Annotated in this window: 20 protein-coding genes; 13 read left to right on the plus strand and 7 right to left on the minus strand. The window is 38.8% G+C overall.

Annotation, left to right across the window (positions count from 1 at the left end; translation table 11 throughout):
- Window positions 1-57: 57 nt before the first annotated feature.
- Complete coding sequence (metG, locus tag L1283_RS04300) at window positions 58-2127, minus strand: methionine--tRNA ligase (protein ID WP_429625808.1); 2070 nt, start codon at window positions 2125-2127, stop codon at window positions 58-60.
- Between the two features lie 409 nt (window positions 2128-2536).
- Here metG and L1283_RS04305 point away from each other — a divergent pair, with 409 nt between their 5' ends.
- Window positions 2537-3439 (plus strand): S66 peptidase family protein, encoded by a 903-nt coding sequence (locus L1283_RS04305; RefSeq protein WP_429625809.1) that lies wholly within the window; start codon window positions 2537-2539, stop codon window positions 3437-3439.
- A 37-nt stretch (window positions 3440-3476) separates the two neighbouring features.
- Here L1283_RS04305 and L1283_RS04310 read toward each other — a convergent pair whose 3' ends face one another.
- Window positions 3477-4307 carry a universal stress protein gene (locus L1283_RS04310; RefSeq protein WP_075990521.1) on the minus strand — a complete coding sequence of 277 codons (831 nt, stop codon included), beginning with the start codon at window positions 4305-4307 and terminating at the stop codon, window positions 3477-3479.
- Between the two features lie 224 nt (window positions 4308-4531).
- Between L1283_RS04310 and L1283_RS04315 the strand changes: the two genes are divergently transcribed.
- On the plus strand, window positions 4532-4939 hold the full coding sequence (locus L1283_RS04315) for a DoxX family protein (protein ID WP_112375279.1): 408 nt from the start codon (window positions 4532-4534) through the stop codon (window positions 4937-4939).
- 146 nt (window positions 4940-5085) lie between these two features.
- Here L1283_RS04315 and L1283_RS04320 read toward each other — a convergent pair whose 3' ends face one another.
- The 3 genes from L1283_RS04320 to L1283_RS04330 form a co-directional block, all read right to left on the minus strand.
- Window positions 5086-5916, minus strand: a complete 831-nt coding sequence (locus tag L1283_RS04320) for a universal stress protein (protein WP_341830889.1) — start codon at window positions 5914-5916, stop codon at window positions 5086-5088.
- Between the two features lie 255 nt (window positions 5917-6171).
- Entirely contained in the window at window positions 6172-8298 is a 2127-nt protein-coding gene (locus L1283_RS04325) for a carboxy terminal-processing peptidase (RefSeq protein WP_429625810.1), read from the minus strand.
- 208 nt (window positions 8299-8506) lie between these two features.
- Window positions 8507-9610, minus strand: coding sequence for a tetratricopeptide repeat protein (locus L1283_RS04330; protein ID WP_429625811.1), 1104 nt, complete (start codon window positions 9608-9610; stop codon window positions 8507-8509).
- Window positions 9611-9924: 314 nt separating this feature from the next.
- Between L1283_RS04330 and L1283_RS04335 the strand changes: the two genes are divergently transcribed.
- Both L1283_RS04335 and L1283_RS04340 read left to right on the plus strand, forming a co-directional pair.
- Window positions 9925-11205: a replication-associated recombination protein A gene (locus tag L1283_RS04335; protein WP_070565875.1), complete on the plus strand. Its 1281-nt coding sequence runs from the start codon at window positions 9925-9927 to the stop codon at window positions 11203-11205.
- Window positions 11206-11394: 189 nt separating this feature from the next.
- Complete coding sequence (locus L1283_RS04340) at window positions 11395-12903, plus strand: S41 family peptidase (RefSeq protein ID WP_286735564.1); 1509 nt, start codon at window positions 11395-11397, stop codon at window positions 12901-12903.
- A gap of 248 nt (window positions 12904-13151) precedes the next feature.
- On the opposite strand, the gene L1283_RS04345 is transcribed toward L1283_RS04340, so the two are convergent.
- Together L1283_RS04345 and L1283_RS04350 are read right to left on the minus strand one after the other, a co-directional pair.
- On the minus strand, window positions 13152-13457 hold the full coding sequence (locus L1283_RS04345) for a hypothetical protein (protein WP_286851181.1): 306 nt from the start codon (window positions 13455-13457) through the stop codon (window positions 13152-13154).
- A gap of 18 nt (window positions 13458-13475) precedes the next feature.
- Window positions 13476-14954, minus strand: coding sequence for a hypothetical protein (locus L1283_RS04350; protein ID WP_286851180.1), 1479 nt, complete (start codon window positions 14952-14954; stop codon window positions 13476-13478).
- A 237-nt stretch (window positions 14955-15191) separates the two neighbouring features.
- On the opposite strand from L1283_RS04350, the gene L1283_RS04355 reads away from it, so the two are divergent.
- The 9 genes from L1283_RS04355 to L1283_RS04395 all read left to right on the plus strand — a co-directional run bounded on the left by L1283_RS04355 (window position 15192) and on the right by L1283_RS04395 (window position 26443).
- Window positions 15192-17720, plus strand: a complete 2529-nt coding sequence (locus L1283_RS04355) for an SLBB domain-containing protein (protein WP_429625812.1) — start codon at window positions 15192-15194, stop codon at window positions 17718-17720.
- A gap of 4 nt (window positions 17721-17724) precedes the next feature.
- Window positions 17725-18801, plus strand: coding sequence for a lipopolysaccharide biosynthesis protein (locus tag L1283_RS04360; RefSeq protein ID WP_429625813.1), 1077 nt, complete (start codon window positions 17725-17727; stop codon window positions 18799-18801).
- 10 nt (window positions 18802-18811) lie between these two features.
- Entirely contained in the window at window positions 18812-20200 is a 1389-nt protein-coding gene (wzx, locus tag L1283_RS04365; protein ID WP_429625814.1) for an O-unit flippase-like protein, read from the plus strand.
- The gene (locus L1283_RS04370) at window positions 20197-21057 is read left to right on the plus strand and encodes a hypothetical protein (protein WP_429625816.1); all 861 of its coding nucleotides are present in this window, start codon (window positions 20197-20199) and stop codon (window positions 21055-21057) included. The genes wzx and L1283_RS04370 overlap by 4 nt, the downstream gene beginning before the upstream one ends.
- Window positions 21047-22276, plus strand: coding sequence for a hypothetical protein (locus L1283_RS04375; RefSeq protein WP_429625817.1), 1230 nt, complete (start codon window positions 21047-21049; stop codon window positions 22274-22276). Before L1283_RS04370 ends, L1283_RS04375 begins: the two co-directional genes overlap by 11 nt.
- A 6-nt stretch (window positions 22277-22282) precedes the next feature.
- Window positions 22283-23176, plus strand: coding sequence for a hypothetical protein (locus L1283_RS04380; protein WP_429625818.1), 894 nt, complete (start codon window positions 22283-22285; stop codon window positions 23174-23176).
- 120 nt (window positions 23177-23296) lie between these two features.
- Window positions 23297-24319 carry an EpsG family protein gene (locus tag L1283_RS04385; protein WP_429625940.1) on the plus strand — a complete coding sequence of 341 codons (1023 nt, stop codon included), beginning with the start codon at window positions 23297-23299 and terminating at the stop codon, window positions 24317-24319.
- A 5-nt stretch (window positions 24320-24324) separates the two neighbouring features.
- On the plus strand, window positions 24325-25341 hold the full coding sequence (locus tag L1283_RS04390; protein WP_429625819.1) for a glycosyltransferase family 4 protein: 1017 nt from the start codon (window positions 24325-24327) through the stop codon (window positions 25339-25341).
- Complete coding sequence (locus L1283_RS04395) at window positions 25325-26443, plus strand: glycosyltransferase family 4 protein (RefSeq protein ID WP_429625822.1); 1119 nt, start codon at window positions 25325-25327, stop codon at window positions 26441-26443. The genes L1283_RS04390 and L1283_RS04395 overlap by 17 nt, the downstream gene beginning before the upstream one ends.
- The last annotated feature ends 2 nt before the right edge of the window (window positions 26444-26445 follow it).

The raw sequence follows: 26445 nt of genomic DNA on the forward strand, positions 1-26445 counted from the left end.
AAAAAAAGCCTGTTCATACGAACAGGCTTTTTGTATAAAAGAAATGCCGGTTTTATATTAACGTACTGTACTTCCTACTTTAATGGTTGTATCTGGTTTCACAAAATCCAATCGACCATCAGCGTCTTCAGCCATCAGGATCATTCCCTGAGACATAATTCCTTTGATTTCACGAGGCTCAAGGTTGACCAGGATGGATACCTGACGGCCTACGATTTCCTCAGGACTGAAGAACTCCGCGATACCCGAAACGACGGTGCGTGTATCTAAGCCGGTGTCTATCGTCAATTTTAACAATTTCTTTGTTTTGGCAACTTTTTCAGCGGCTGCAATAGTTCCGACACGGATATCCATTTTAACAAAATCATCGAAGCTGATGTTTTCTTTCGCAGGAGCAACTTTTGCATTATCAGCTAGATTTTTTGCTTTTGCTTCAGCAAGTTTGTTTAGTTGGAAGTCGACTTGTTCATCGGTTATTTTGTCAAATAACAATTGCACTTCACCCAGTTGGTGTCCAGTTTTGATCAAAGCATCTGAACCTGCGTCGTTCCAGTTTCCTTGTGGAAAATTAAGCATTTCAAATAATTTGATCGCTGTTTTCGGTAAAAACGGTTGTGCAAGAACGGCAAGATTGGCAACGATTTGAGCCGCTACATTTAGGATTGTTTTGACACGTTCCTCATCTGTTTTAATGATTTTCCATGGCTCCTCATCGGCAAGGTATTTATTGCCCAGACGAGCTACATTCATAAATTCTGCCAATGCCTCACGGAAGCGAAATTGCTCCAAAGACGATTTGATAGAAGTAGGGTATGATTTCAGTTCATCCAGTACCGCTTGGTCTACAGCTGTTAGTGGCGAACCGTTCAATACCTTGCCATCAAAATATTTGTGGGAAAGTACCAAGACACGGTTGACAAAGTTTCCAAAAATAGCAACGAGCTCATTGTTGATCCGAGCTTGGAAATCTTTCCATGTAAACTCGGCATCCGAAGTTTCCGGTAATATGGATGTCAATACATAACGCAATTCATCCTGCTTATCAGGAAATTCCTGTAGGTATTCATGTAACCAAACCGCATGGTTTCTGGACGTGGACAGCTTATCGCCCTCCAGGTTAAGGAATTCGTTGGCTGGAATATTTTCTGGTAAAATATAGTCGCCGTGTGCATGAAGAATCGCCGGGAAAATAATACAGTGGAAAACAATATTATCTTTTCCAATAAAATGGATCAGCGTAGAATCGTCTGCGGGGTTTTCATGGGTTTTCCAATAGTCTTCCCAGTTTTTACCATGGTCTAAAGCCCACTGTTTTGTTGCTGAGATATAACCGATAGGTGCATCTAACCAAACATATAGTTTTTTACCCGCTGCTTCAGCCAAAGGTACATCAACGCCCCAATCCAGATCTCTTGTCATTGAACGCGGCTGTAAACCGGATTTAAGCCAAGATTGACATTGGCCAAAAACGTTGGACTTCAGGATATTTTTCTTTCCTTCGATCAGCCATTTTTCAAGCCAAGGTTGGTATTTATCCAAAGGTAGATACCAATGTTTCGTTTCTTTCAAAACTGGCGTTTTTCCGCTCAATGTTGAAATTGGGTTGATCAGATCTGTTGGGCTAAGTGATGTCCCACATTTTTCACATTGGTCACCATAGGCGCCTTCGGACTTACAATTTGGGCAAGTTCCCGTAATGTAACGGTCGGCCAAAAACTGATGGTATTCCTCATCGTAGTACTGCTCAGAAAATTTCTCCACAAATTCACCTTTGTTGTAAAGGTTCAAGAAGAAATCCTGCGATAACTGGTGATGTATGGGCTCCGACGTACGGTGATAGATATCGAAAGAGATACCAAACTCCTCAAAGCTTTCTTTGATTTGTTTATTGTATTTGTCAATGATTTGTTGCGGGGTGATGCCCTCTTTTTTTGCACGGATGGTAATCGCCGCACCATGCTCATCTGAACCACATACATAGACTACATCTTTTTGATTCAGACGCAAATAGCGGACAAAGATATCCCCTGGGATATAAGCTCCGGCAAGGTGTCCAATATGTAAAGGACCATTGGCATAAGGTAATGCCGATGTGATGGTATAACGTTTTTTATCTAGAATACTCAATGCTTGAAAGTATATTAAAGTGTGTACTTGTTTTCTTTGGCAAACTTAGATAAATTGCTGTTTATATGCAATATAAATGCGTGTCATATCGAACAATTTATTCTTGAATTCTTGTTTTGGCTCATTTCTACGATTGTTTCAACTTGATTAAAATGCGCTTTCACTTAACAGCTTGTTATCGTAGAAATATTATTCAAAATAGCGGTAGAAAACTTAGATAAATTTACGTTTATTTGTACATATAAGCACCATATATCAAGTATATTTCTAATCGGACTTTGCAATGTAGCGGTCCTTTTTTTTGAAATTGTTTGATGTTGTTGGCCAGAAAGATTCTTCAGTTCGCTTGCATAGCTGTTGGTGTCTTCGAAGCCATGAAGGTTTTGTTTGATCATTAGCGATAAAAAAGATGTCCAAAATACCTGATTTTCTGAAAGAAGGCGATAAAGTAGCTATCGTTTGTCCTGCGAGTTTTATACGAGGCTCTATTGATGTTGGCATAAAAACATTGGAGAACTGGGGGCTGGAAGTTGTGGTTGGGAAGACTGTTGGGACATCGTTCCATCAGTTTGCCGGAGATGACAATTTACGCGCTGCCGATCTGCAGTGGGCACTGGATGATCCGTCGATTAAAGCGGTTTTTGCCGCGCGCGGAGGTTACGGTTGTGTTCGTATTGTCGATCAGATAGATTTTTCAAGCTTTGAAAAAGATCCCAAATGGTTGGTGGGTTTTAGCGATATTACCGTATTGCATAGTCATATTCAACGGAACTATAAAATTGCAACAATACATGGACAGATGCCAAAGTCTTTTGAAACGGGCACAAAAGCATCGTTGGAAACGTTAAAAAATGCATTGTTTGGTCATACTATGGATTTTGCCTACGAGCAAACGTTATTCCCCAATCGTGCGGGTAAAGGCGAAGGAAAATTGGTCGGTGGAAATTTAGCAATCTTACTATCTGTACTTGCTTCCAATTCGGATGTCAATTACAAGAATAAAGTTTTATTTATAGAGGATGTAGGTGAAGCCTATTATTCCGTAGACAGAATGCTAAGGGCATTGAAGCGCGCGGGGAAATTAAAAAAATTGAATGGTCTAATTGTAGGTGGCTTTTCTGCGATGAAAGACAATGATCCTGCTTTTGGGCAAAGTGTATCGGAAATTGTGTGGGATATAGTTAAAGAATATGATTTTCCGGTAGCATTTGGCTATCCTGCCGGGCATATTGATGATAATCACGCCCTGGTATTTGGGCGAAAAGTAAAATTGCAGACTACAGCTGATTCTGTTCAGTTAACCTATTTGTAGGGGAAGCTGAACAGAATCTCGTTGTTTTATTTATTGATTATCCCGAATGTACAGGGATGACCATCATGGCAGCCTGACTCTTCCAGGCCATCTTTTGCGCAATGCTCGTATTGAAAATTCGACTTAATAAGCCCTTGTCGCGATGGAAAGTGACCATCATGTCGATATGATTTTCGTTGATGTATTGGTTGATCCCTGCAGCAATGTCTGCGTTGAGGATATAACTATAAATGGGATGATAAGGAGCAAGTAAATCCTGCATGGTTTTTATTTCGGCATTTACCGCCTTATTTGCAGGATCTTCTTTGGTCACATGGACGACATAGACCTCACTTTTCCGTAATACTTCGGACGCATTAACCAAAAGACGGTTTAATTTTAGTTTTACCTCTTTGAGATTGGTGGCGATTAACATTTTTTTGGGTACCCGAAATTCTGCTCGTGCGGGGACCACCAGTAATGGTGTGTGACAATTTTCGATCAGCTTGAGGGTATTGCTTCCAAGAAGCAGTTTCTTTAAGCCACTTTTACCTGCAGTTCCGACGATGACAAGGTCAATGTCCTCCTCAGCACAGGTACGGTTTACACCATAGCTCAGTTCATATTCCTCAAGAACTGATTTCCAGGCAATGCCCTCAGGGAAAAGCAACATCAGTTCCTGTTGCCAGGTATTGAGGTCCTTTTGTTTTTCTTCCAAGATTTCTGAATTGCTGATGACAACAGGTTCAGTACCTACGGTAGGGATTACTTCGTATGTGTGGTATAGGACAACCTTTTCAATGCCCCAAAGTGGGGCTAATTGTGCGGCATATCGAGCAGCAGCATAGGCATTGTCCGAAAAGTCTGTTAACAAGAGTAGGTTTTTCATCCTTTAGTTATTTGTTGATCCATAATCCGTGGCTAAGGTCTTTTACGCTGTCTTAGCCGTTCCAAAGCATTATAATCGGGTCTATAATCATCAAATTACGCATTAAGTATTATAAATGCAATAGCTTTATTTATTATGGTGAGTACTGTGAGCTGTTCAATTTAAATAATTTCATTAATTTAGGGAGATCGGTAATTCAAGTTTTAATAAATTAAACGTTTTTTATGGCAATTTGGAATTCATTGGGTAAATATAGGGATACGGGACTTTTGGTCTTGCGTGTTGGACTTGGGGTGATGATGATCATGCATGGTCTGCCCAAATTGCAGGGCGGTCCTGAGCTCTGGGCAGGTGTCGGAAAATCAATGGGTAATATTGGTATTCATTTTATGCCTACTTTTTGGGGCTTTATGGCAGCTGCGACCGAAACTGTTGGGGGCCTATTTTTACTGCTGGGGCTCTTTTTCCGACCAGCGGCATTATTGCTTGCATTTACGATGGTCATCGCTGGATTAATGCACCTTTCTAAAGGAGATGGTATCGCTGGTGCATCACATGCGATTGAGCTTTGCTTTGTGTTTTTAGGACTTATCCTTATTGGGCCGGGTAAACATTCGGTTGACAAGAAATAAGAGATTTCTCGGGAAGAGATTTCCTGGAGGAACAACAATACGACAAAAACGCCGCAATGTATTCTAAATTGCGGCGTTTTTGTCGTATAATTTGTTTCTATTGGACAAGGAGTCCATCGCTGTGGATATATACAAAGCACAGATTTCTACGATCTATCCATGGGAATAACCAGTAAGTTGGCCGCGCCATTCCAGGCTATTTTTTTAGAAATGCTTGTTTTGAATAGGCTCGCTAATAGTCCTTGCTTTTTATGGAATGAAAGTATGAGATCAATATGTTTCTCTTTGGCATATTCTTCAATACCTAGTGCAATATCGTCATGGCTGATGTAGTCGTAAATCGGATGATATTTGTCTAGGCGTTCATGGAGGTGCTTTAATTCCTGTGCCAAATCTGCGGCTGAACCTTCTTTTTTAGCAACATTCAACACATACAATTGTGCATTGAACGTATCTAACACCTGATCTAAATTGAATAAATCCAGCTTTCTGTCTACCTCCTTCAGATCGGTTGTAGCCAACACATTTTTGGGGACGGCAGGATTTACCTTATGGGAAACGATAAGCATGGGCTTAATGCAGATGTCCATCAGTGTAATAGCATTACTTCCGACCAAGATCTTAGCAAAACCTGTTTGTCCGGTGATACCCAATGCGACAAGGTCAATGTCGTGCGATTTACACATGTCGTTGACTCCCAATGGCAGATCAACATCTTCCATCTGATGTGTAAGTTCCACTTGTGGGGGGAACAATAATCTAATTTGGTCAAACCATGCTGTCAGTTCTTTCTCTTTGGCCTCTTTTACCTCATCATTAACAATGACTATAGGTTCGTTATTGACAATGGTAACACTGTTGTACGTATGGTAGATAATAACCTTTTGCGTTTTCCAGGCTTCTGTACATAGGGCTACTTGTTGTGCTGCCAGAAGAGCATTTTCTGAAAAGTCAGTTAACAGGAGGATACGTTTCATGATGTTCTTTTTTATACGTTTAACTTCTATAACCTGGTTGGTGCATCCTGTCCTGCAAAATCTTTAGCGTATGAGCTATGGGAATCATTGGGACTTTAAGCAGTACCGGTATATTACTAAAACAATGAATGTAGCGATAAGTTACAAAGAAAACGTGAATTTAATGTTAAACTCTCCCTATTGTGATGAGGGTCATAAAAAAAGGCAACCGCAGTTACGGTTGCCTTTCATTTTCTAGCTTTTGAAACGTTGAAATTACAATGGTTTTTTTGTTCCAAAGTTGATGATATAATCGGTCATCACTTTGGCACTTTCATCTTTCACAAAGTCAAGATCGATTTTAGGTTGGGACTTACCTTCCTCCCAAGCTGGTTTACCCTGCAATTTCAATAAAGCGTTGATGCGGTCCCTATTTTTCTTGAGGTTGTCATCTTTCTCTTTCTTGAATTTGTTGAGTTCCAATGGAATTTTAACATCCTCATCTTTTTGAGCTTCTTCAATATCCTCTTTCAGATACTTATATTCCAATGAGTTTTTAATGCGTGCCTCATGCATTGCTTCTAACTTTTTGTCAACAGCACTTAGATCAGCTACTTTTTTGAAGTTGCTCGATTGGATCTGATCCCAAGGGAGTGCTGATTTTTCTGAGCTCTCGCCAAATTTTTCTGCGGAGAACTGTGAAGGGAATACGATATCTGGTGTAACCCCTTTATGTTGTGTACTACTACCGTTTACACGATAGAATTTACCTAGTGTGATATTGATCTGGCCATATTGAGGAGCACCTTCTGGGGTGTCCGGATCTTTTTCACCCGAGGCCTTTAGTAGCAAGCGGCTGGTTGGGCTAATAACGCGAGACATGTCGATTGCCGATTGCACTGTTCCTTTACCATAACTTTGAGATCCCAAGATAATACCTCTTCCATAATCCTGGATCGCTCCAGCAAAGATTTCAGAAGCCGAAGCCGAGAAGCGGTTGATCATGATGCCCAATGGACCATCCCAGGATACACCCGCGTTTTTATCTTCTTCGACATCGATGTTATTTTTTGTGTCTCTTACTTGTACAACTGGACCTTTGTCGATAAATAAACCTGTTAAATCAATTGCTTCCGGTAAAGAACCGCCACCATTGAATCGCAAATCGATAACCACAGCATCTACTTTTTCTTGTTTCAAGGTGTCTAAGATTAACCTAACGTCTCTCGTTGTGCTCTTATAGTTTGGATCGCGTCTTCTGTAAGCTTCAAAATCCATGTAGAACTTCGGAATATTGATGATACCCACTTTGTACGTTTTTCCGTCTGATCCTTTAACGCTCGTAATTTCTTTTTTCGCAGACTCTTCTTCAACAACGATTTTCTCACGTACTAAAGATACAATGCGCGGATGAGAGTTCATGGGCTGACCAGCAGGTATAATTTTCAGGCGGACAATGGTTCCTTTTGGACCTTTGATTTTTGCTACGGCTGCATCAAGTCTCCAGCCAATAATGTCTTCGAATTCACCATCTTTACCTTGGGCTACAGCGATGATTTTATCATTGACATGAATGCTCTTGTCTTTGAATATCGGTCCACCGGGGATAATTTCAAAGATGCTTACCGCTTCATTATCGATCGATAATCTTGCACCGATCCCTTCAAACGTATTGGCCATTCCCTCATTAAACGCCTGGGCAAAGGATGGGTTAAAATAGGACGTATGTGGATCAACAGCATCGGTCAATGCTTGCATGACCACTTGAAAAGCATCGTTTGCATTGGTTTTTTTGGCCTGAGAGATCAAATTGACGTAGCGTTTTTTTAATGTTTCCACCTGTTTGGTTCGCGCACTGTCGGTCGATTTTCCACTGGCAGTTTCTAAGTTGAGCAGGTCGTATTTCACCCGTTTACGCCATTGGTCGTTGGCTTCATCTGCCGTTTTGAACCAGCCCAGTTTTTCACGATTAGGTTGGTAATACTCATCCTTTGTATAATCCTGTTTCTTGTCAATTTCTGAAAGCGCATATTGCATTCTGTCCAGGTATCTCTTCGAATAGACATTAAAAATATGGAATGCCGCAGAAAGATCCCCATTTTTGATATCCTGCGCAAGATTGTTTCTGTACGCTTGAAATTCATCAATATCCGATTGAAGCAAGTAATTTTTTCCTTGATCCAAACTTTTGATCAGATTATCGTATATGATGCCCGATATCGAATCATTCATTTTGACCTTTTTGTAGCTCGCATTTTCCAATAATCCAGAGACTTCTTTAGCGATAATTTGATGTTGCGTGCTTGGTTTAAGCCCTCCATCATCAGGAAGCGCTACCCGTGGTTTTGAACCACAAGAAACAATGGATACAACAAAAAGTGCAAATATGAGTTTCCTAAACATATTTTCGACGGTTTTAATAATCATTTTTATTTAAAAAATATTCAGCTCTTATTGATAAGCGTGCTAAATTTAGTGAAATTCGTAGCACATTATCGCAGAATCTAAAAATTTATTTGATTTATCCTTCAATATTTACAAAAAGCTTAAAATGTCTTTGTAGACGGCTCTTTCAACAGACCAGTAGAAGGGGTAGATTGTTTTAAATGTTTCAATTGTACAATTCATTTTTCAACTGCGTATAGGCTTTGTAGGTCTGATCAGCAGATGGATAATCTTTTAGCACAAGATATACTTCACCCAGTTTATCTAATATTGCCAGTGAGAGCTGTTTGTTATTTTCATCTGAAGCCAATTCAGCGGCCTGCACAAATTCTTTGATCGCCACCTTATAATTTCCATCTTTTTGCTTGGATGAGGCCAGCAAGTATTCGATTTCAGCGAGCTCGCTATATAGTTTTTTTGCATTGGCCAAGTCGCGAGCCTGTAGCAGAAACCACTGAGCCTCGGTAAATTTATTTTGCTTAAAATAAATTTCAGCAAGCATTTCCCATGCGAAAATCTTCCCCTCATAGGCTTTGGCCTTATTGAGTAAAGGGATCGCACTGCGGATAATATTGTTTTCGGCAGCTTTATAATTTCCCTGACCGGCTCGTGCCATAGCAATTAAAAGCCAGGCGTTGGCTTGGTCTGCATAGCTTTTGCTCTTCATGGCATAGGTATGATAATTTTGTGCGCTCTCTTCAGCACGTACAAAGTCTCCACGATACAGCTGGAAATTGCTGATGTTCATATTAATGGTAGCAATATCATCCCTGTTATCGGTACGATTTGCCAAGGAAAGCGCCTGATATAGAAATTTTGAGGCGTTGCTGCTATCGTTATTTTTAATTGAAAATAGGGCTGCTTCATTGGCAAGCGCATAGCCAGCAATCCAGTTTTCAGCTTTTGTTTGCCTCTCTATAGCACTATCCCAGCTCTTTGCCGCAGTGGGCATGGGGTTCATCAAATATTGAAAATGGCCCACGTTATTGGTGCTCCGCAGTTGCAATAACAGTCGCTGGAGCAGGAGCTGCCTGGCAATTTCTTTGCTGAAAGACTTCTTGTCTGCATAATTCTCTGCTAGTATTTCATTGGCCGTTTTTGGAGGTGGTAAAAAATAGACCTCTGGACCGATACCTTTAAAGGAAGCATCGTATTGTTTTATTGCGCCCGTATAATCTTTGGCGGCATCCTGTGCGATTACCTGACATGGTATATTCATGAATGCAGTCAAAGCGGTAACTATAGCAATCCAGTATTTTGTCATTCTCATAAAATATTACGTTATTATTAACGTCTACATAAATTTAGCTAAAGGACATATTTGAGCAATCTACTCCTTCATTCGATAAACCTGTACGGTCGGTTATGCGCTGCCAAAAGCAATTTACATATATCATAGCGCAAATATGACGAAAAATTGTGTGAAAAAATGTTAAAGTAATAGCGAACGGCGAATGATGACCCTCAAAACTATGCGTGTGAAAGCTTGATGCTTATCGCTTTGCAGAACTCTTCATCGAAAAGTTTGGATGAATAAAGCTAAAATATTTAGTTGCTGTGCCGTTTAATTTTTAACTTTGTGTTATGGCGACACGAATTCCATTAGCAGAACGACTTAGACCGCGGCAATTGAGTGATTATGTGGGACAACAACATATTGTGGGCCCAGATGCGGTACTCTATCATGCGATCCAGCAAAAAAATATTCCATCCATGATTTTGTGGGGACCTCCCGGGGTTGGGAAAACAAGTTTGGCCTTGCTGATCGCAAGAGCGCTCGACCGGCCTTTCTTTTCATTAAGTGCAATTCAGGCAGGGGTGAAAGATATTCGTGAAGTTATCGAAAAAGCCGAACGGCTGATGAACTTCAACCAAGATCAACCCATTTTATTTATTGATGAGATTCACCGTTTTTCCAAGTCGCAGCAAGATTCACTTTTAGGGGCTGTTGAACGCGGGCTTGTGACACTGATTGGTGCAACAACAGAAAACCCATCGTTCGAGGTCATCTCCGCATTGCTCTCGCGTTGCCAAGTGTATGTATTGGAACATCTTTCGGAACAAGATCTGATTGGATTAATTCAAAAAGCATTACATGAAGACGAATATTTACAGAAACAAGCGATTGTTGTCGAAGAATATGAGGCCTTGTTGCGGTTGTCTGGTGGCGATGCGCGTAAATTGTTGAATGTTCTCGAATTGGTTGTGAATGCTGCTGTACTGCACAAAGAGCCAATTACAAATGCTTTTGTTTTGAAGCAGGTACAGCAAAATATGGCCATTTATGATAAAGCGGGTGAGCAGCATTACGATATAATTTCGGCTTTTATTAAATCAATCCGGGGGTCTGATCCGAATGCCGCGGTCTATTGGCTTGCACGGATGATCGAAGGCGGGGAGGATCCATCCTTTATTGCACGGAGGTTGTTGATTTTAGCTTCTGAAGATATTGGCAATGCCAATCCGAATGCCTTGTTGTTGGCAAACAATTGCTTTCAGGCTGTCAATGTTATTGGGTGGCCCGAATCACGTATCATTCTTTCGCAAACGGTTATCTATTTGGCGACTTCAGTTAAAAGCAACGCTTCCTATGAAGCAATCAATAAAGCGCAGGCCTTGGTGAAACAAACTGGTGATCTGTCTGTACCGCTGCATATCCGCAATGCGCCGACCAAATTGATGAAGGACTTAAATTATGGGGCCGAATACAAATATGCACATGCCTATCCGGGAAACTTTGTCGTTCAGGAATTTCTGCCCAAAGAAATTAGTGGCGTCAAATTGTATGAGCCTGGGCAAAATTCACAGGAGGAAAAATTGAGACAGAGTTTACGGGACAAATGGAAAGAGAAATATAAGTATTAAATCAATATGTTATAAAAAACGGGCTTGGCGGGTATTTTTTGATTTTGTTAAAACTATCTTATGCCTTTGCTTGTTCTCCTAACGTTTTTCAATAGGTAGTAAACACGTTGGCACTCCCCATGGTCAGCGTGTTTTTTTTATTGTGGATCGGAGTAAATTAATTATGTTTGTTTTACAAATGTTTCAACTATGAACGTAGCGCCATTAAAACAAACAGGACGTTTGGCTATCCTAGCACTGACTGGACTTTTAGTTTTCTCTTGTAAAAAGGATAGCCCTGAACCTGAGCCTGAGCCTGAACCCGAACCAGTGGAGCGTACCGAAGCGCAGCTGATCAAAGATGATATCTATAAGTATTATAAGTTATATTCACTTTGGGACAAATCCATTCCTGATTATACCAGTGATCCTTCTCAATTCACCGATAAATATGGCTCAGCAGATTTGGTGCTCGACGCATTGAAGAAAATGACCCCAGCACATGCTTCTTATTCAGGTGGTGTATTGGACCGGTTTTCCTATATGTTGGGGCTAGATGGTTATAATACCGGAACAACAGCTTCTGGCAGGCTTAAAATGGATACGAACGACGGGTATGGCATCTATGTGCAATTGGGAACTGAAGATGGGAAGACAGCACAGCCTATCATCTATTTTGTCGAGGGCGGATCGCCTGCCCAAAAAGCGGGTTTCAGACGGTCTGATTTTATTACAGCTGTCAACGGCGATTCCGACTATTCCATTGCTGTTACCTGTACAGCTACTGGCTGCAGCATTGATGATGCCAGTGCTCGGGACAAGATGATGAACAAACTGAATGCAGCCTTGGACGCGGGTACACTTAAACTGCAGGTTAAACATCAGGACGGGACAACGATGAGCGAAGATCTTACTTACGCCAATGGTTATACGATCAATCCAATTTATAAAGATGAGGTCTACACCTACAATGGCAGTAGTGTTGGTTATTTGGCCCTGTCTTCGTTTGAAGAGATTGGCAGCAGTGCGACCAACAAAAAGAATATGGACGATGCCTTTACGAAGTTTCAAACTGCCGGTATCAAGAGCCTGATTGTTGATCTGCGTTACAATGGAGGAGGTTACGTCGAATCCTCCGTGTATGTTGCCGATAAAATCGCTGGAACCATCGGTGCGGATAAGCGATTGATGTTGACCTATGATGTAAACGATTACATCAAAAATGATGCACAGCTCAGCAAGGAATTTGCAAATACCTATTTCAGTGGGAGCAGTAGTCTCAATCTGACTAAAGTTTACTTTCTTGTGAGCGAAGGTACTGCCTCAGCGGCAGAGATGTTGATCAATGTGCTCAAACCACATCTGACCGTCGAGGTGATCGCTTCGGGTAGCCGAACCTACGGTAAGCCTGTAGGATTTTTTGAAGAAGTGATTCGTAATAAAGTCTCCTTTTGGCCAGTATCCTTTATGCTCCGCAATTCAAAAGGTGTATCTGAGTATTGGGACGGACTTAGTCCCGATAAAAGTAATGTTGATGATTATGTTTTTGTCGACTTTGGTGATAAAAAGGAGACGATGCTGGCTACGGCATTGAATGATGCTTTGCCCGGTATCACAACTAAGGCTGCATTGAATACTGTGAGCAGCAAAAGCCGCAGAAGCATTAGCCAAGGGCTGGTCAATCCCCGTCCCGAGCGCGGCATGTTCAAGAAACGCTAATCAAAAAAAGCTATAAAAAAATCCCCCAAAGGTCTCGTCGACAAATGGGGGATTTTTTATTTCATTTCTTCGCACGTTCTTCGTATTGTCTTCGGACCGCGTTCGGGGCTGATGAATACGTATAGAAATTTTGTGCAGGTACTGAACAGATAATTCCTGTTCGGGATCTGGTCAAGGTCTGTTGCCTATTGGGTCAAAGTCTGTCCGCATCCGAAGCAGGTACGAACAAAGTACGAATCTGATTGTTCTTATTCGTTCGAAAAAAGATAAGAATGGCACAGTTCTGCCGCAGCCGCATCGGGTAAGCATTTTAAGTAGCCAACAGGAGCCTGAGCGATGATTTTTTCCAAAATGGTATTCATGTTGGAAAATAATTCCTTGTTCCACCGGATAGAAGTACAGCTGGGTAATACCGCGATAAAGCCTTTCGGTCCGGACTGCCACTCAAACTCATTTACTGGAGCCCGCTGCAGGCGTACAAAGTCCTGCAATGTTAACTTCTCATTTTTATAACAAGGCGTTTTTCCGCTCCACGGTGTCCCATAAATGTCCACTCTTTCCGCTGTGATTCTTTACTCTATACCCAGAGCGCGAAGCAGCTTCTTCTTTTCATCCGAATCTTTTAGCGCATGGACATGATACTTTGCATCTAACAGGTTTGCGGCAGATTTTTTAGCGAGATAGCGATCGACATAGTGTGTTGCATGTTGTCGTATAAATGTGCGGCAGTCTATATTAACACTGATGCCTTTTTCAAAATTGCCATAGGTGAGCCCCGTTACAGCATCATTTGACGAGATGGATTTGATGCTATTTTTGTCTAATCCGCTGATATTTAATGTTAGCGCAGGGTAGTAGAAATCCGCTTGATTCGGTAATTTGACGTTCACGATCAACTTATTCCCGTCGATACGGCTGCTGATCAGGCTGTTTTGTCGGTTATAATTGTATTCGTAATACTCCTCTTGCGAAGGAAACCACAAGATGTCCTTGCCGTCTTTTCCATAAGTATCGTTGAGCCAGAGCAGGAGCTGAGCCCAGTCCTGATCCGTTTCGTGCACACCAATATGGACAGCCTCGCGGTTAGCCATATCTTTTGCGACAGCATCGTTGACAAGCTTTTCTACCTCAGCCGCGCGATTGACAAATACCCGGGCCAAAGTCTTTTGGTTTAGGGACGAATTGACCTGATACGGGATAAGCTTATCGGCACCGGTCTGTGCCGTCATGGTCTGTATTGCCGGAAAGCCAAGTGCCGCCTGGAGGTACGATTTATTTCCATTTGGCTCGGCCAAAAATTTCATGTTTCGCCCATTCAACCGTTTTTTAGTGATTTGTTGCGCAAGGTCAAAATGCTTAATCAGCGAGTCAACAGTGTTGACTGCGGTGGTATTGAGGTCGTGGAAAGCAATGGCATTACCGTCGTTAATCATTTCGATCACGTTGTTCCACCGTAGACCAGCTTTCATATAAAAGCGGAAGAAATTTTCCTTAAACCCTTTCTTTACCACTGTTGGATCGTTCATAAAGGCCCATTCCGGCGCCAGCGTGGTGGTAAAATGGAACCTGACTTCATTGCCAACGCCATCCGTACTGCCTAGTGTTTTGCCCAGCAGGTAACTGTTTGGTGGCATATCATCAGCTTCCAGGTGCTCAATATCGAAATAATATTTCCGTTTGATGTCCGAGCGGTCTATCGGTTTGCCATTAATCGCTGCCCAGGTCATGCTGAATGCCGACTGCTTACAGTCGTCCTGTGTGAGCATAAACAATAAGCTCTTATTATATTTTAGTGGCGGAATACTTACAGTGGGCGTTTGGGATATTTCCTGCCCCGGTTGAAACTCGATGATAAGTTCCGCTTCTTGTCCCGTCTTTTCCTCAGCAAAGGGGTAGACGTATCGGTTTGCATTTTCGCCGTTATCGGGAGGTGATACTTCTTTTCCATCTTCGCTCTTATTGCCTTGGTAAAGATCTTTTTTTAGGCAAGAAGACAATAGGCCACATCCTAACGTAATAAGAATAGCTTTTGTGTAAATAATTTGGCGCATGCGCAAATATAAGCCTTCTTATTGGATTAACTATTTCGTTAAATAAAAAAAATAATACGATGATGCTCCACTACACTATTGTGTAGCGAAAGGAATAGTTTTTACGTTTATTACAATAGACTTTTTCAAAGTCTCGTTGAATAACGAATCAATTACAGTTGAAAAGCCGATTCAGGAAATATTTCAATCATTTAATTAAATAGTTTTACTAATTTTGCGGCAAATACCGCAGTGTCGATGAAAAGAATAATATTATGGTTATGCATAGCAGGATTTGTGGGTACAGTACACGCACAGACCAATCCTGCCAATATAAAAGTAGACAATCTAAGTGACGCACAGATTGAACAGTATGTCAAACAGGCCGCTTTAATGGGTTACGACGAAAGTCAGTTAGATGGCTTTGCACGTGCGCAGGGCGTTTCAGCTGTCGAGGTTCAAAAATTAAAAGAACGTCTGGCGAATATCAAACGTAAAAAACAGCAGCCAAATCCGTCACAAGTATCTTCCAGCCAATCGCGCAATACGCGCAGCAATGGCCGTCAGGTAGATGGTTACTCCAATGCAGATTCTTTGCAAAATAAGCAGACGAATAGAAGAGATTCGATGGAAAATGAAGAAGGCAAGCTCAAGATCTTTGGCTCAGACCTCTTTAAGAATAATGCCATCACCTTTGAGCCCAATCTGCGTATGGCTACACCTAGCTCGTACATTATTGGTCCAGACGATGAAATTCTTTTAGATATTACAGGCGATAACGAAGCCTCCTATCAACTTCCCGTAAGTCCCGATGGAACAATTAAAGTAGAATATGTAGGTCAGATCAATGTGGCGGGTTTATCCATTGCTGCAGCAAAAAGTAAAATAGAACAACGTTTGAGCGGTACATACCCCGCAATACGCTCTGGACGTACGCAGGTCAATGTCACCATTGGTAATATCCGTACCATCCGTGTTACCTTAACCGGGGCGGCTACCAAACCGGGTACCTATAGTTTACCTTCGTTAGCGACCGTGTTTAACGCACTGTACGCCGCAGGTGGTCCCAATAAAAATGGTACCTACCGGAAGATCCAGGTGATCCGTGGTAACCGCGTGATCAGCACGATCGATGTGTACGATTTTTTAGCCAATGGCATTCAACAAGGCAATATCCGTTTACAAGATCAAGATATTATTCATATCCCCGTTTACGGAGCCAGAGTACAATTTGAGGGCGAAGTCAAGCGCCCCGCTATTTTTGAGACCGTACCCGGAGAATCCCTTTCCGATATCTTGCGTTATGCGGGCGATTTTACCGAAAATGCCTATAGTGCCAAGGTTAAAGTGTTGCAGACCACAGGCCGCGAGCGCAGTGTACAAGATATTTACGCCGACCAGTTTGCAAACTACACCCCCAAAAGTGGCGATCAATATATTGTAGAACCTATTTTGGATCGTTTTGCCAACCGTATCAGTGTGTTAGGAGCCGTATTTCGTCCCGGCATATTTGGATTAGCGCCAGGTATGACGTTAAAACAGGTGCTTGAGATGGCCGATGGCGTGCGTGAAGATGCTTTCTTGGAACGCGGTATCATCAATCGTCTTAAAGCAGACAATACGTCCGAATTGATCAATTTCAATGTACGTGACGTCCTTGCAGGAACTGCAGCCGATATTCCATTAAAGCGAGAAGATAAGATTGAGATTTCGTCCATCTTTGATTTAAGGGATGAATATAAATTTACTGTACAGGGTGAGGTCCGTTTTCCGGGTGATTTTCCGTTTGCCAGCAATGCAACGCTGGGCGATCTCATTCAGAAAGCGGGCGGATTGACCGAGGCCGCTAAGAATGCCCGTGTAGAAATCGCACGCCGTATCAAAAACTTAGATGTGACCGACCATCGCTCTTCACAAACTGTATTGGTTGATATTAAAGATGGTGTGCTTACAGATCCAAATATGACGCTGCAACCTTACGATGTTATCTCCGTTTTGGGCGATGCTGGTTTCCGCACCCAACGTCAGGTAAAAATCGAAGGGGAAGTATTATATCCGGGCTACTATACGATTATGCGTGAGGATGAGCGTATTTCAGATATTATCAAGCGCGCAGGCGGTTTGACTACGTATGCTTATACCGAAGGTGCTTCATTAAAAAGGACAGGCATGTCTAAATTAAAAGCAGCAGAGAAAAAGGAGCAGGAGCGATTGAAGAAAGAATTGGAGAAGGATAGGCTTGATGAAGAAGGCAATCCGAAAGATACGAGCTTAGATCAAGATACTGAAAGAAACTATGATGGTACGAAAGCAAAAAGTGCAGCTTTGGCAAAAGTATCACAACAAGGTACTTCAGACTCAGATATCGAGCCGAGCGACCTCGTAGGGATTGAACTGAATAAAATCTTAGAAAAACCTTACGAGAAAGGTGATCTTTTGGTTTTGGATGGCGATATTATCAATGTGCCTAAGGAATTAGAAACGGTGAAGGTTGTGGGTGAGGTGTTGAACCCAAACAATGTGGTCTATGTAAAAGGCAAGAGCCTAAAATACTATGTGAACCAAGCAGGCGGATTTACAGACAATGCGTTGAAGAAGCGCGTTTTTGTACAATATGCGAATGGTGCCGTAAAGGGCAAAGACGGCGGATATCCAGAAGTTAAGCCAGGCGCAGAGATTGTTGTACCTAAAAGAGCTCCTCGTGAGCGCATGAGTGCTCAGGGATGGGTTGGATTAGGAACGGGTATTGCTTCTTTAGCAGCTATTATTGTTAGTTTATTAAGATAGTATCATGGGCAAAAGTGATCAAATTATTGATAGAGAAGGAGATCCTATTTTACTTAAAGATCTAATTTTGACCGTAAGAAAATGGACCACATATCTTCTTTCAAAATGGTATATTTTAGTTCTAGTAGGATTAACTGGAGCGTTAGCAGGATTTTACTATGCTAAATTAAAGAAACCACTTTATATTGCTACTACCACATTCGTGTTGGAATCAGGCGATCAAAGTGGTAATTTAGGACAATATGCAGGAATGGCAGCCATGGTAGGAATTAACCTGGGCAGTACGGGAGGGGGTATTTTCCAAGGCGACAATTTACTTGAACTATATAAGTCCCGTAAAATGATAGAGTCAGCTTTACTAAAGCCGTGCAATAATGATAGTTCAAAATTACTTGTAGATCTTTATTTGGATTTAAATCATACACGTGATAAATGGAAGCAAGAGTCTCCAGATTTGTTAAAAATTAATTTTAATCAAGCCACAGATGGAAATCTGCGACGTAGTAGAGATAGTATTTTGCAAAGTATCGTTGTGGATATCAATAAAAAAAACCTTACGGTAGATAAACTTGATAAGAAGTTATCTATTATAAAAGTTGACGTTTCATCAGAAAGCGAACTTTTTTCAAAAGAATTTAACGAGGCTATTGTCGATGAGGTAAATACGTTTTATATAACTACTAAAACGAAGAAATCATTAGATAATATAGATATTTTACAGTACAAAACAGACTCTGTAAGGCGCGTTATGAATAGCAGTATAAGTGCTACGGCTGCGGCTATTGACGCAACTCCAAATTTAAATCCAACACGTCAGGCGCAGCGTATGATCCCTACGCAACGATCCCAGTTTTCGGCTGAGACAAATAAAGCAATTCTAGGCCAACTCGTTCAAAATCTGGAGATGTCCAAAATGGCATTGATGAAAGAAGCCCCTTTGATTCAAAAGGTTGATGAACCAATTTATCCGCTAACAAAACAAAAGGCTAGCAAGCTGTTTTTTGCAGTAGTATTAGGTTTAGTATTATCTACATTGGCTGCCATTATCCTTATTTTCGATCGGAAATTGAGGACCTTATAATTTTTCTAATATGAATATTAATAAGGTAGATGTAATATGGAATTATATGGCCGTTATACTTAAAATGGGGTCATCAATTTTCCTGTTGCCTATAATTTTGAAATCCCTTGGAAGTGATGATGTTGGGATATGGATGGTCTTTTCAACTATTACTGGATTAGTATATCTGATGGATTTTGGATTTCACGCTTCTTTCGTCCGAGTAGTTAGTTATATCTGGTCGGGAGCTCAAGATCTTGAAGTAAAAGGATTCAGCAAAGAACAACACACTTTAGGTGAAAATGTGAATTTTGGACTTCTTAAAGGCGTAATCAAAAGTATGCGCTGGTTTTATTCGCGAGTTTCATTAATACTGTTTTTGTTGTTGGCTAGCGCTGGCACAGCGTATCTCTACGATCTCATCTCCAATTATTCAGGCGGAAAAGCTGAAATAATGATCGCTTGGGGACTCTTTTGTTTAGTGACCTGCTACAATCTTTTTACACTTTATTATGAAGCTTTATTAGAAGGATCAGGAAAGATACGGGTTATAAAGAGGATTTCGATTATTGGAAATATTTTGTACATCGCTTTTGCATGGGTGTTAATAAAATTAGGCTATGGGCTGTTGGCTATTGTCGTTGCACAATTGATCTCGGTATTTACTATTAGAGTATTTATGAATAGGGCATTTTATACGCCGGAAAATAAGCCCCTTCTTGACCAAGCCATCAGTACAGATAGGAAATATATCCTATCTAAAATTTCACCGAATGCTGTTAAATATGGAATAACGTCTTTAGGAGGCTTTCTGATTCAAAAATCATCACTTATTATAGGTGCAATGTACATTCCACTGCATCTTATTGGATCATTCGGTATCAGTAAGCAGATTATTGATTTAATGATCATGGGGTCTAATATTGTTTTATCAACCTATTTGCCTAAGATTTCTGCGCTGAGATTAAAAAATAACAAAGATGAGATTAGAAATATTGTGATTTGGGGATTACTTGTTTCTAATATTTTGTTTATCACTGGCAGTATCTTATTTATTTTTTTAGGCCCTAGCATTCTCAACTTAATCGGAAGTAAAACAAGCTTATTAGATCAGAAGTTATTGGCTTGTATGGCTATTTCAGCCTTTCTGGGTTTGAATTCAGGGATTTCAGGAGCAATCATATCTACAAAAAATGAAATTCCTTTTATGGTTCCTTCAATTATTTCGGGAGTTGCTACAATTCTTTTACTATTTGTCGGTCTCGGTATTTTTCATTGGGGAATGATAGTACTTGTATTGGCTCCTGGATTAGTAGATCTTTGTTATCAAGCTTGGAAGTGGCCTCTTATGGTCTTTAAAGATTTCAATATCAATTTTTCAACGTGCAAGCAGGTATTATTAAAGGGGAGGTTAAGATGAAATTATCAGGAGTTATAGTATTGTTTCACCCCAATTTAGAGGCACTTTACCGTAATATACTAAGTGTGGTTGATCAATTGGATCATCTATTTCTATATAAAAATTCTACGGTTGATGAAGTAAAGATTTTAAAATTTTTCGATATACAAGTGCAAGAAAAAATATCATTTCTTGGTGACGGAGTTAACTTGGGTATTGCTGGAGCCTTAAATATTACTGCAAAGTTATCCATATCAGAAAACTATACGCACCTATTAACCCTGGATCAGGATAGTTATTTTAGAAATGATCACCTTAAAAGATATAAGGAGTTAATCAAGACATCATTAAAACCTGATATAGGAATTTTTTGTTGCAATATTGCCAATAGGGGAGCGTTGGTATTTAGTGAAGATCAATCATCGTTACTTGTACCTGACAGTATTACATCTGGAACGATTTTTCCAATACAGACCTTTTTAGATGCGGGCTATTTCGATGAGACACTTTTTATTGACGCTGTAGATTATGAATATTGCTATAGAGTAAAGGCAATGTTGGGTTTGAACACTTTAGTATTTACAAATGTCATTTTAGAGCATGAGGTAGGTTATCCGGAAAAGATATATGGTGGATTCACTACGGACAACTATTCTCCCTTACGCACTTATTATATAGTGAGAAATCACATAATTATTTGGAGAAAATATCCAAAATTTTTTCAAAAGTCATATAAAAAAGTACTGCTAGAGGGGCATATTTTAAAGAGATTCATAAAGGTCATAATTGGTGAAAAGGATAAGATTAAAAAATTGAAATCAATATTATTGGGCTTAATACATGGGCTACTAAATAAAACTGGGAAATATGAAGGATAAATGTGTTTTTACAGTCTGCGCAAGGAACTACTTAGCGCAAGCGTTGACATTGAGAGAATCATTTATAAGAAATAATCATTCAATTGATTTCTTTATTTTTATCGCTGATACATTCGAAGGTGTCCAGGAAGATCCTTTTATCATTAAGCTAGATGATTCTTGGCTACCTGGCTGGAAAGCTATGGCTTTTAAATATAATGTCATCGAATTTTCGACAAGTATCAAACCATTTTGTATCCATTATTTGTTTAAAACATATAATAATGTTGTTTATTTAGATCCCGATATTTATGTGATCAAAGATTTAACCTACATATTTGACAAGTTAAAACTGAAAGATATTTTTATTACTCCTCATTATTTGACGATAGAAGAAAATTATACAGGTGCTGTAACTGAAGAAGAGATTTTATTCGTGGGGATTTATAACTTAGGTTTTTTAGGTATTCGAAATAGCGAAATAGGCAATAAAGTAGTATCCTGGTGGATGAATAGGCTACGGGACAAATGTTACGCTGATAAATTTGATGGTTTGCATGTGGATCAAAAGTGGTTCGATTTTATTCCTGCTTATTTTCCAAACAATGTAGAGATATCACATCATGTTGGTATCAATACAGCAATCTGGAATTTACATGAAAGAACTCTTTTAGAAGATTCAGGTCAATATTTTGTTATTAATAATCGTACTGGCGAAAAGATGGATCTCCTTTTCTTCCATTTTTCTGGATTTAATCCCAGAAACCCAGCCGTTATAAATCGGAGACATCCGAGATATAACATTGATACATTCCCGAGTTTTAAGAATATTTTCGATGAATATGCGGATGCTGTTTTTGCGCATAATTATCTTCAATATACAGAAATGCCATATGGCTTCAACTGGTTTTCAAATTTCGAAAGAATTATACCGTTCCAACGACGTATTTTTAGGGTATTAGAGGCAGAAATGAATATAGAAGATCCATTTGAATCGACAGGAGCTTTCTATCGTTTACTGAGAAGCAATAAATTTCTTACCCACGATCGAGTAAAAAAGATAGGATCTTCAGATCCCAATGTTTTAACCAGTAATTCCTCAGGTATTAGACTTGGAAAGATGTTTTTAAAATTTTTAAAATTTGCTCTCCCTCTGAGACATTATAATAACATCTTAGTGTTTTTTAGTGAATATTACCGGGCTGAAAAAAGTGTTTTTTTGATTAAAAAGGAGAATTAAATAATTGTGGATAAAAATATAGTTGTTTGTGCTTTGGCAAGAGATTGTGAGCAATCTCTAAAAAAGAATATTCCTAAAGTTGAGTATTTAAGAAGTCTATTTGGATTATCCAGTGTGATTGTTGTTGAAAATGATAGTGTGGATGGTACAAAGGATATTCTATTAGAGTGGAAAAATACATGTGAAGGAGTAATACTTTTGTCAGAGGATTATAACACGTTAACTATTCCACCTAGAGATGTAGATAACCCGTTTCCTGGAACAAGTTTACATCGAATAGAGAAAATGAGTTTTTATCGCAATATCTATATGGATCATTTGTCTAAAATTCCTTTCGATATCGATTATGTCATTATGATAGATATAGATATTATTGAATTCTCCCCAAACGCTATCTATGATGCTATATCTAATTGTCCCTCTAATAATTGGGGCGCATTGTTTGCAAATGGATATACCGATTTTAAACTGCTTAATTTACAACTTAATAAAGTATATCATGATATGTATGCATATCTAGCGCAGTGGAAACCAAAGTTCCCGCAAACAACCAATAGGGAGATGTTTTTAGAAAAAAAAACTCTTTTTGAACGTTTAAATAAGACTTCCTACTTCTCCGTTACATCTGCATTTGGAGGTATAGGTATTTATCGGTATGATTTAATAAAAAAATTGAGATATCGAGCTGTTAAAAATCAGGATAGATATATTGAAGCTTTATGTGAGCATGTATTGTTTAATAAATCTATTCAAGATCAGGGTTATCAAAATTATATTGTAGGGAAGTTGCAGGTCTATTATGGTAGTACTCCTTTTCTAATTTTTCTAAGGAGAATCCTTCCCCTTGGTATGTTTAAATTACTTTGTTTAGTGTTTACATTTAGAAAACTGAAAGAGTAAATGTTAGAGGCGATCAAGCAATTATTTGTAGAAGGGTATATCTATATTTTTCTATATATATTAATTTTTATTACAGCATTTTTAGAGAGTATACACGAATTCAGAAAATATCGAAATTTAATGTTTACTTTCATGATGTTTGTTTTGTTTCTTTTCACTGGATTAAGGTGGGAGACAGGGACAGATTGGGATACTTATAAGGCTCTCTTCGATGATTTAGAGTTAAATTGGACATTTTTATTAAATGTTTATAGTTTCGACTTAGGGTATGTGTTATTGAATGCCTTGGTGAGAATTTTCTCCCAAGATTATGCCGTATTTTTATTAATAGATAGCTTTTTAGCAGTATATATCATTTACTATTTTTTAAAAAAAAATTCATTCAGTCCTTGCCTTTCGCTATTTGTTTTTTACAATGCATATTTCGTTGCTCAATTTATGGGTAGCAATAGGCGTATTATAGCCATGGGGGCATTACTTTTTATGTTCAATTACGCTTATGAAAAGAATAAAGGAAGATTTGCAATTTTTCAATTGATTGGATTTTTGTTTCATCGAAGTTCGATTATAGGTTTAGTTTCTTGGTTTATTCCACGTAAAATATTTAGCTGGAATAAAGTTCTTATTATATTAGGCATTTCCTTAGTAATAGGAATGCCACAGCTCCCGTTTAAGATTTTTGAAATTTTAGGTAGGTCATTGTCATTTCTCAACAATCAATTTGTTGATAAGATGCAATATTATACCGATAATAATGAGGCTATGGTTTCTGATAACATTAATCCAATTGTCCAAACATTGCTATCTGTTATAAAAAGAAGTATTTTTTTAGCTTTCTATTTTGTCATTCTGAAGAATACAAAAGTCAAATTGAATTCATTAACTCAGTATTTTTTCAATTTATATATAATTGGATTTGCATTTTACATTGCGCTAAACGGATCGCCCGTATTTCAAATGTTATCCACTTATTTTACTTTTATTGAAATTTGTTTGATCGGTAGGATATTTCCACTTGCCGACAATCAAACAAAATATATCTTTTTTGCCTTCTTATTTCTATACGGCTTATTTCAATTAGTAAGTGCAGTTAGCTGGTACCCGGAATTGTACTTGCCGTATAAATCTATAATTACGAAATAAAATTTATGAAAATTACAATGGTTACTGGCTCATTTCCTCCAGACGTTTGTGGCGTTGGAGATTATACTTATTTTTTGAATAAAGAGATCAGAAAGTCTGGATACGAAATTTCTATATTCTATAGGAAGAATTGGAATTTATTCAATTTTGCAATTTATCTGAGACAGCTTTTGTCCAATCGTGCAGATTACTATCATCTTCAATACCCTACTGAAGGCTATGGGTATAGCTTTTTACCCTTATTTCTTTTTGCTTTTTTGCCAAAAAAAAGTCGAATAATTACGATCCATGAGTTTTCAAATCGTACACAAAAAGCTAGGATCTTTACAGCTGCGCTTCTCTATTTTTTTCCAAGAATAATCTGTACGAATCACGAAGAGCTATCATATATCAAGAAACATAAGTTTTTGCGAAACAAGGATATCAAAATAATAAATATTGGAAGTAATATTGATCGTTCTCAACATGCCCTTAGAAGTTTTTCGGACCGTAAATTTGATGTTGGATATTTTGGTCATATTAGACCAGAAAAAGGGTTAGAAGAGTTTATTAATACAGTTAAAGCTCTCAGTCTGCTTATTCCGATAAGATGCTGCATTGTCGGACAGGTGCTTCCTAGATATGAAACATATTTTATTAGCCTTCGGAAGAGATGTGAAGGTTTGCCTATCGAGTTCATCTTGAACAAGGACAGTGATGAGATTTCCGATATTCTGTCGCAGATTCGCATTTGCTTTTTGCCATTTCCGGACGGCATTTCGAGTAGAAGAGGATCTATGTTGGCAGCAGCAATGGCGAATTGTATAATTGTAAGCCGCAAATCTAGCATTAAAGAGGTAAATGACTTTTTCAAGCCATATATTTATCTTCTTGACGATATTTCTGACGGAGCAGACCTGCTCTATACTATTTTAAGCAGTAAGGCTATTCCAAAATTGGAAACATCTGCTTTAGTGGCTAATTTTAGTTGGAATGAGATTGTAAAAGAACATTTAGTATTTTATAATGAAGTTATATATTAATTTATTGAATTTTTGCGACGAAAAATTAGCGGGAGTGGGTTACTATTTTAAAAGAATTATTAGCTCATTGGACTTTGATGATCCGGATTGGGAATTATTTGAAGAAATTATACTATTGACAAGTGATAAAGTCGATGCTTTTAGTCTCTTTGATATTAAACAATCGAAAAAAATTACAATAAAGCGCGTCAAATTAATGAATAATGTCTTTTTCCGAATTCTTTATGAGCAAATTTATCTGCCCTTGAATCTATTGTTTTGTAAAGGCGTCTTCTTTTCCCCTACTCCGGCGATTCCATTACTTTTAAATAAAGTAAACAAAAAGATGAGGGTTATACCTACAATTCATGATATGATTCCATTTAAAGTTTCGAATAAATATACTTTTTTTCGAAGCATTTATGTGAAGTCAATATCGTTATTAGCAGCGAAGCTGGGCTCTAACATTATTACAGTCTCAGATTTCTCGAGAAGGGATATCGCTCATATTTCCAAAGTTAATCCAAATAAGATATCAGTCGTTTATAATTTCGTCACTGAGTTCAACCATGAAACAAAATTCTCTGACAATAGTTATTTTTTGACACTAAGTACTATTGAGCCAGGGAAAAACATTGAGAATATGTTGAGAGGCTTTGCAGACTTTCTTATTAAATATCCGATGTATAGTCAAATGAGATATAAATTTGCAGGTAAATTAGGATGGAATTATGATCGTATTTTACAGTTAGTGGGTGAACTCAATTTAAATGATAAAGTTGATTTTTTGGGTTACGTCAATGATGATGAGAAAGCGCAACTTTTGTCAGAGTGTACAGCGATCGTTTATCTAAGTCTATATGAAGGGTTCGGTATCCCACCTTTGGAAGGTATGTATTTTAATAAAGTGTCGATTGTTAGCGATAATTCCTCATTACCTGAGGTTGTAGGCAAGGCTGGAATTATTCAAAATGTAATGGATTATAGGCTGCTTTCTGAAAATATGAATAAGGTAATTCAGGAAAAGGATAGTTATACAAAATATATTCCGGCTCAAATTAAAAAATTCAATTCTTTGCAAGAGATTCAAAAATTTAAATCTGTTTTAAAATTTACAAAATAATA

This window comes from Sphingobacterium sp. HSC-15S19, from assembly GCF_050433745.1.
Taxonomy (GTDB): Bacteria; Bacteroidota; Bacteroidia; order Sphingobacteriales; family Sphingobacteriaceae; genus Sphingobacterium; species Sphingobacterium siyangense.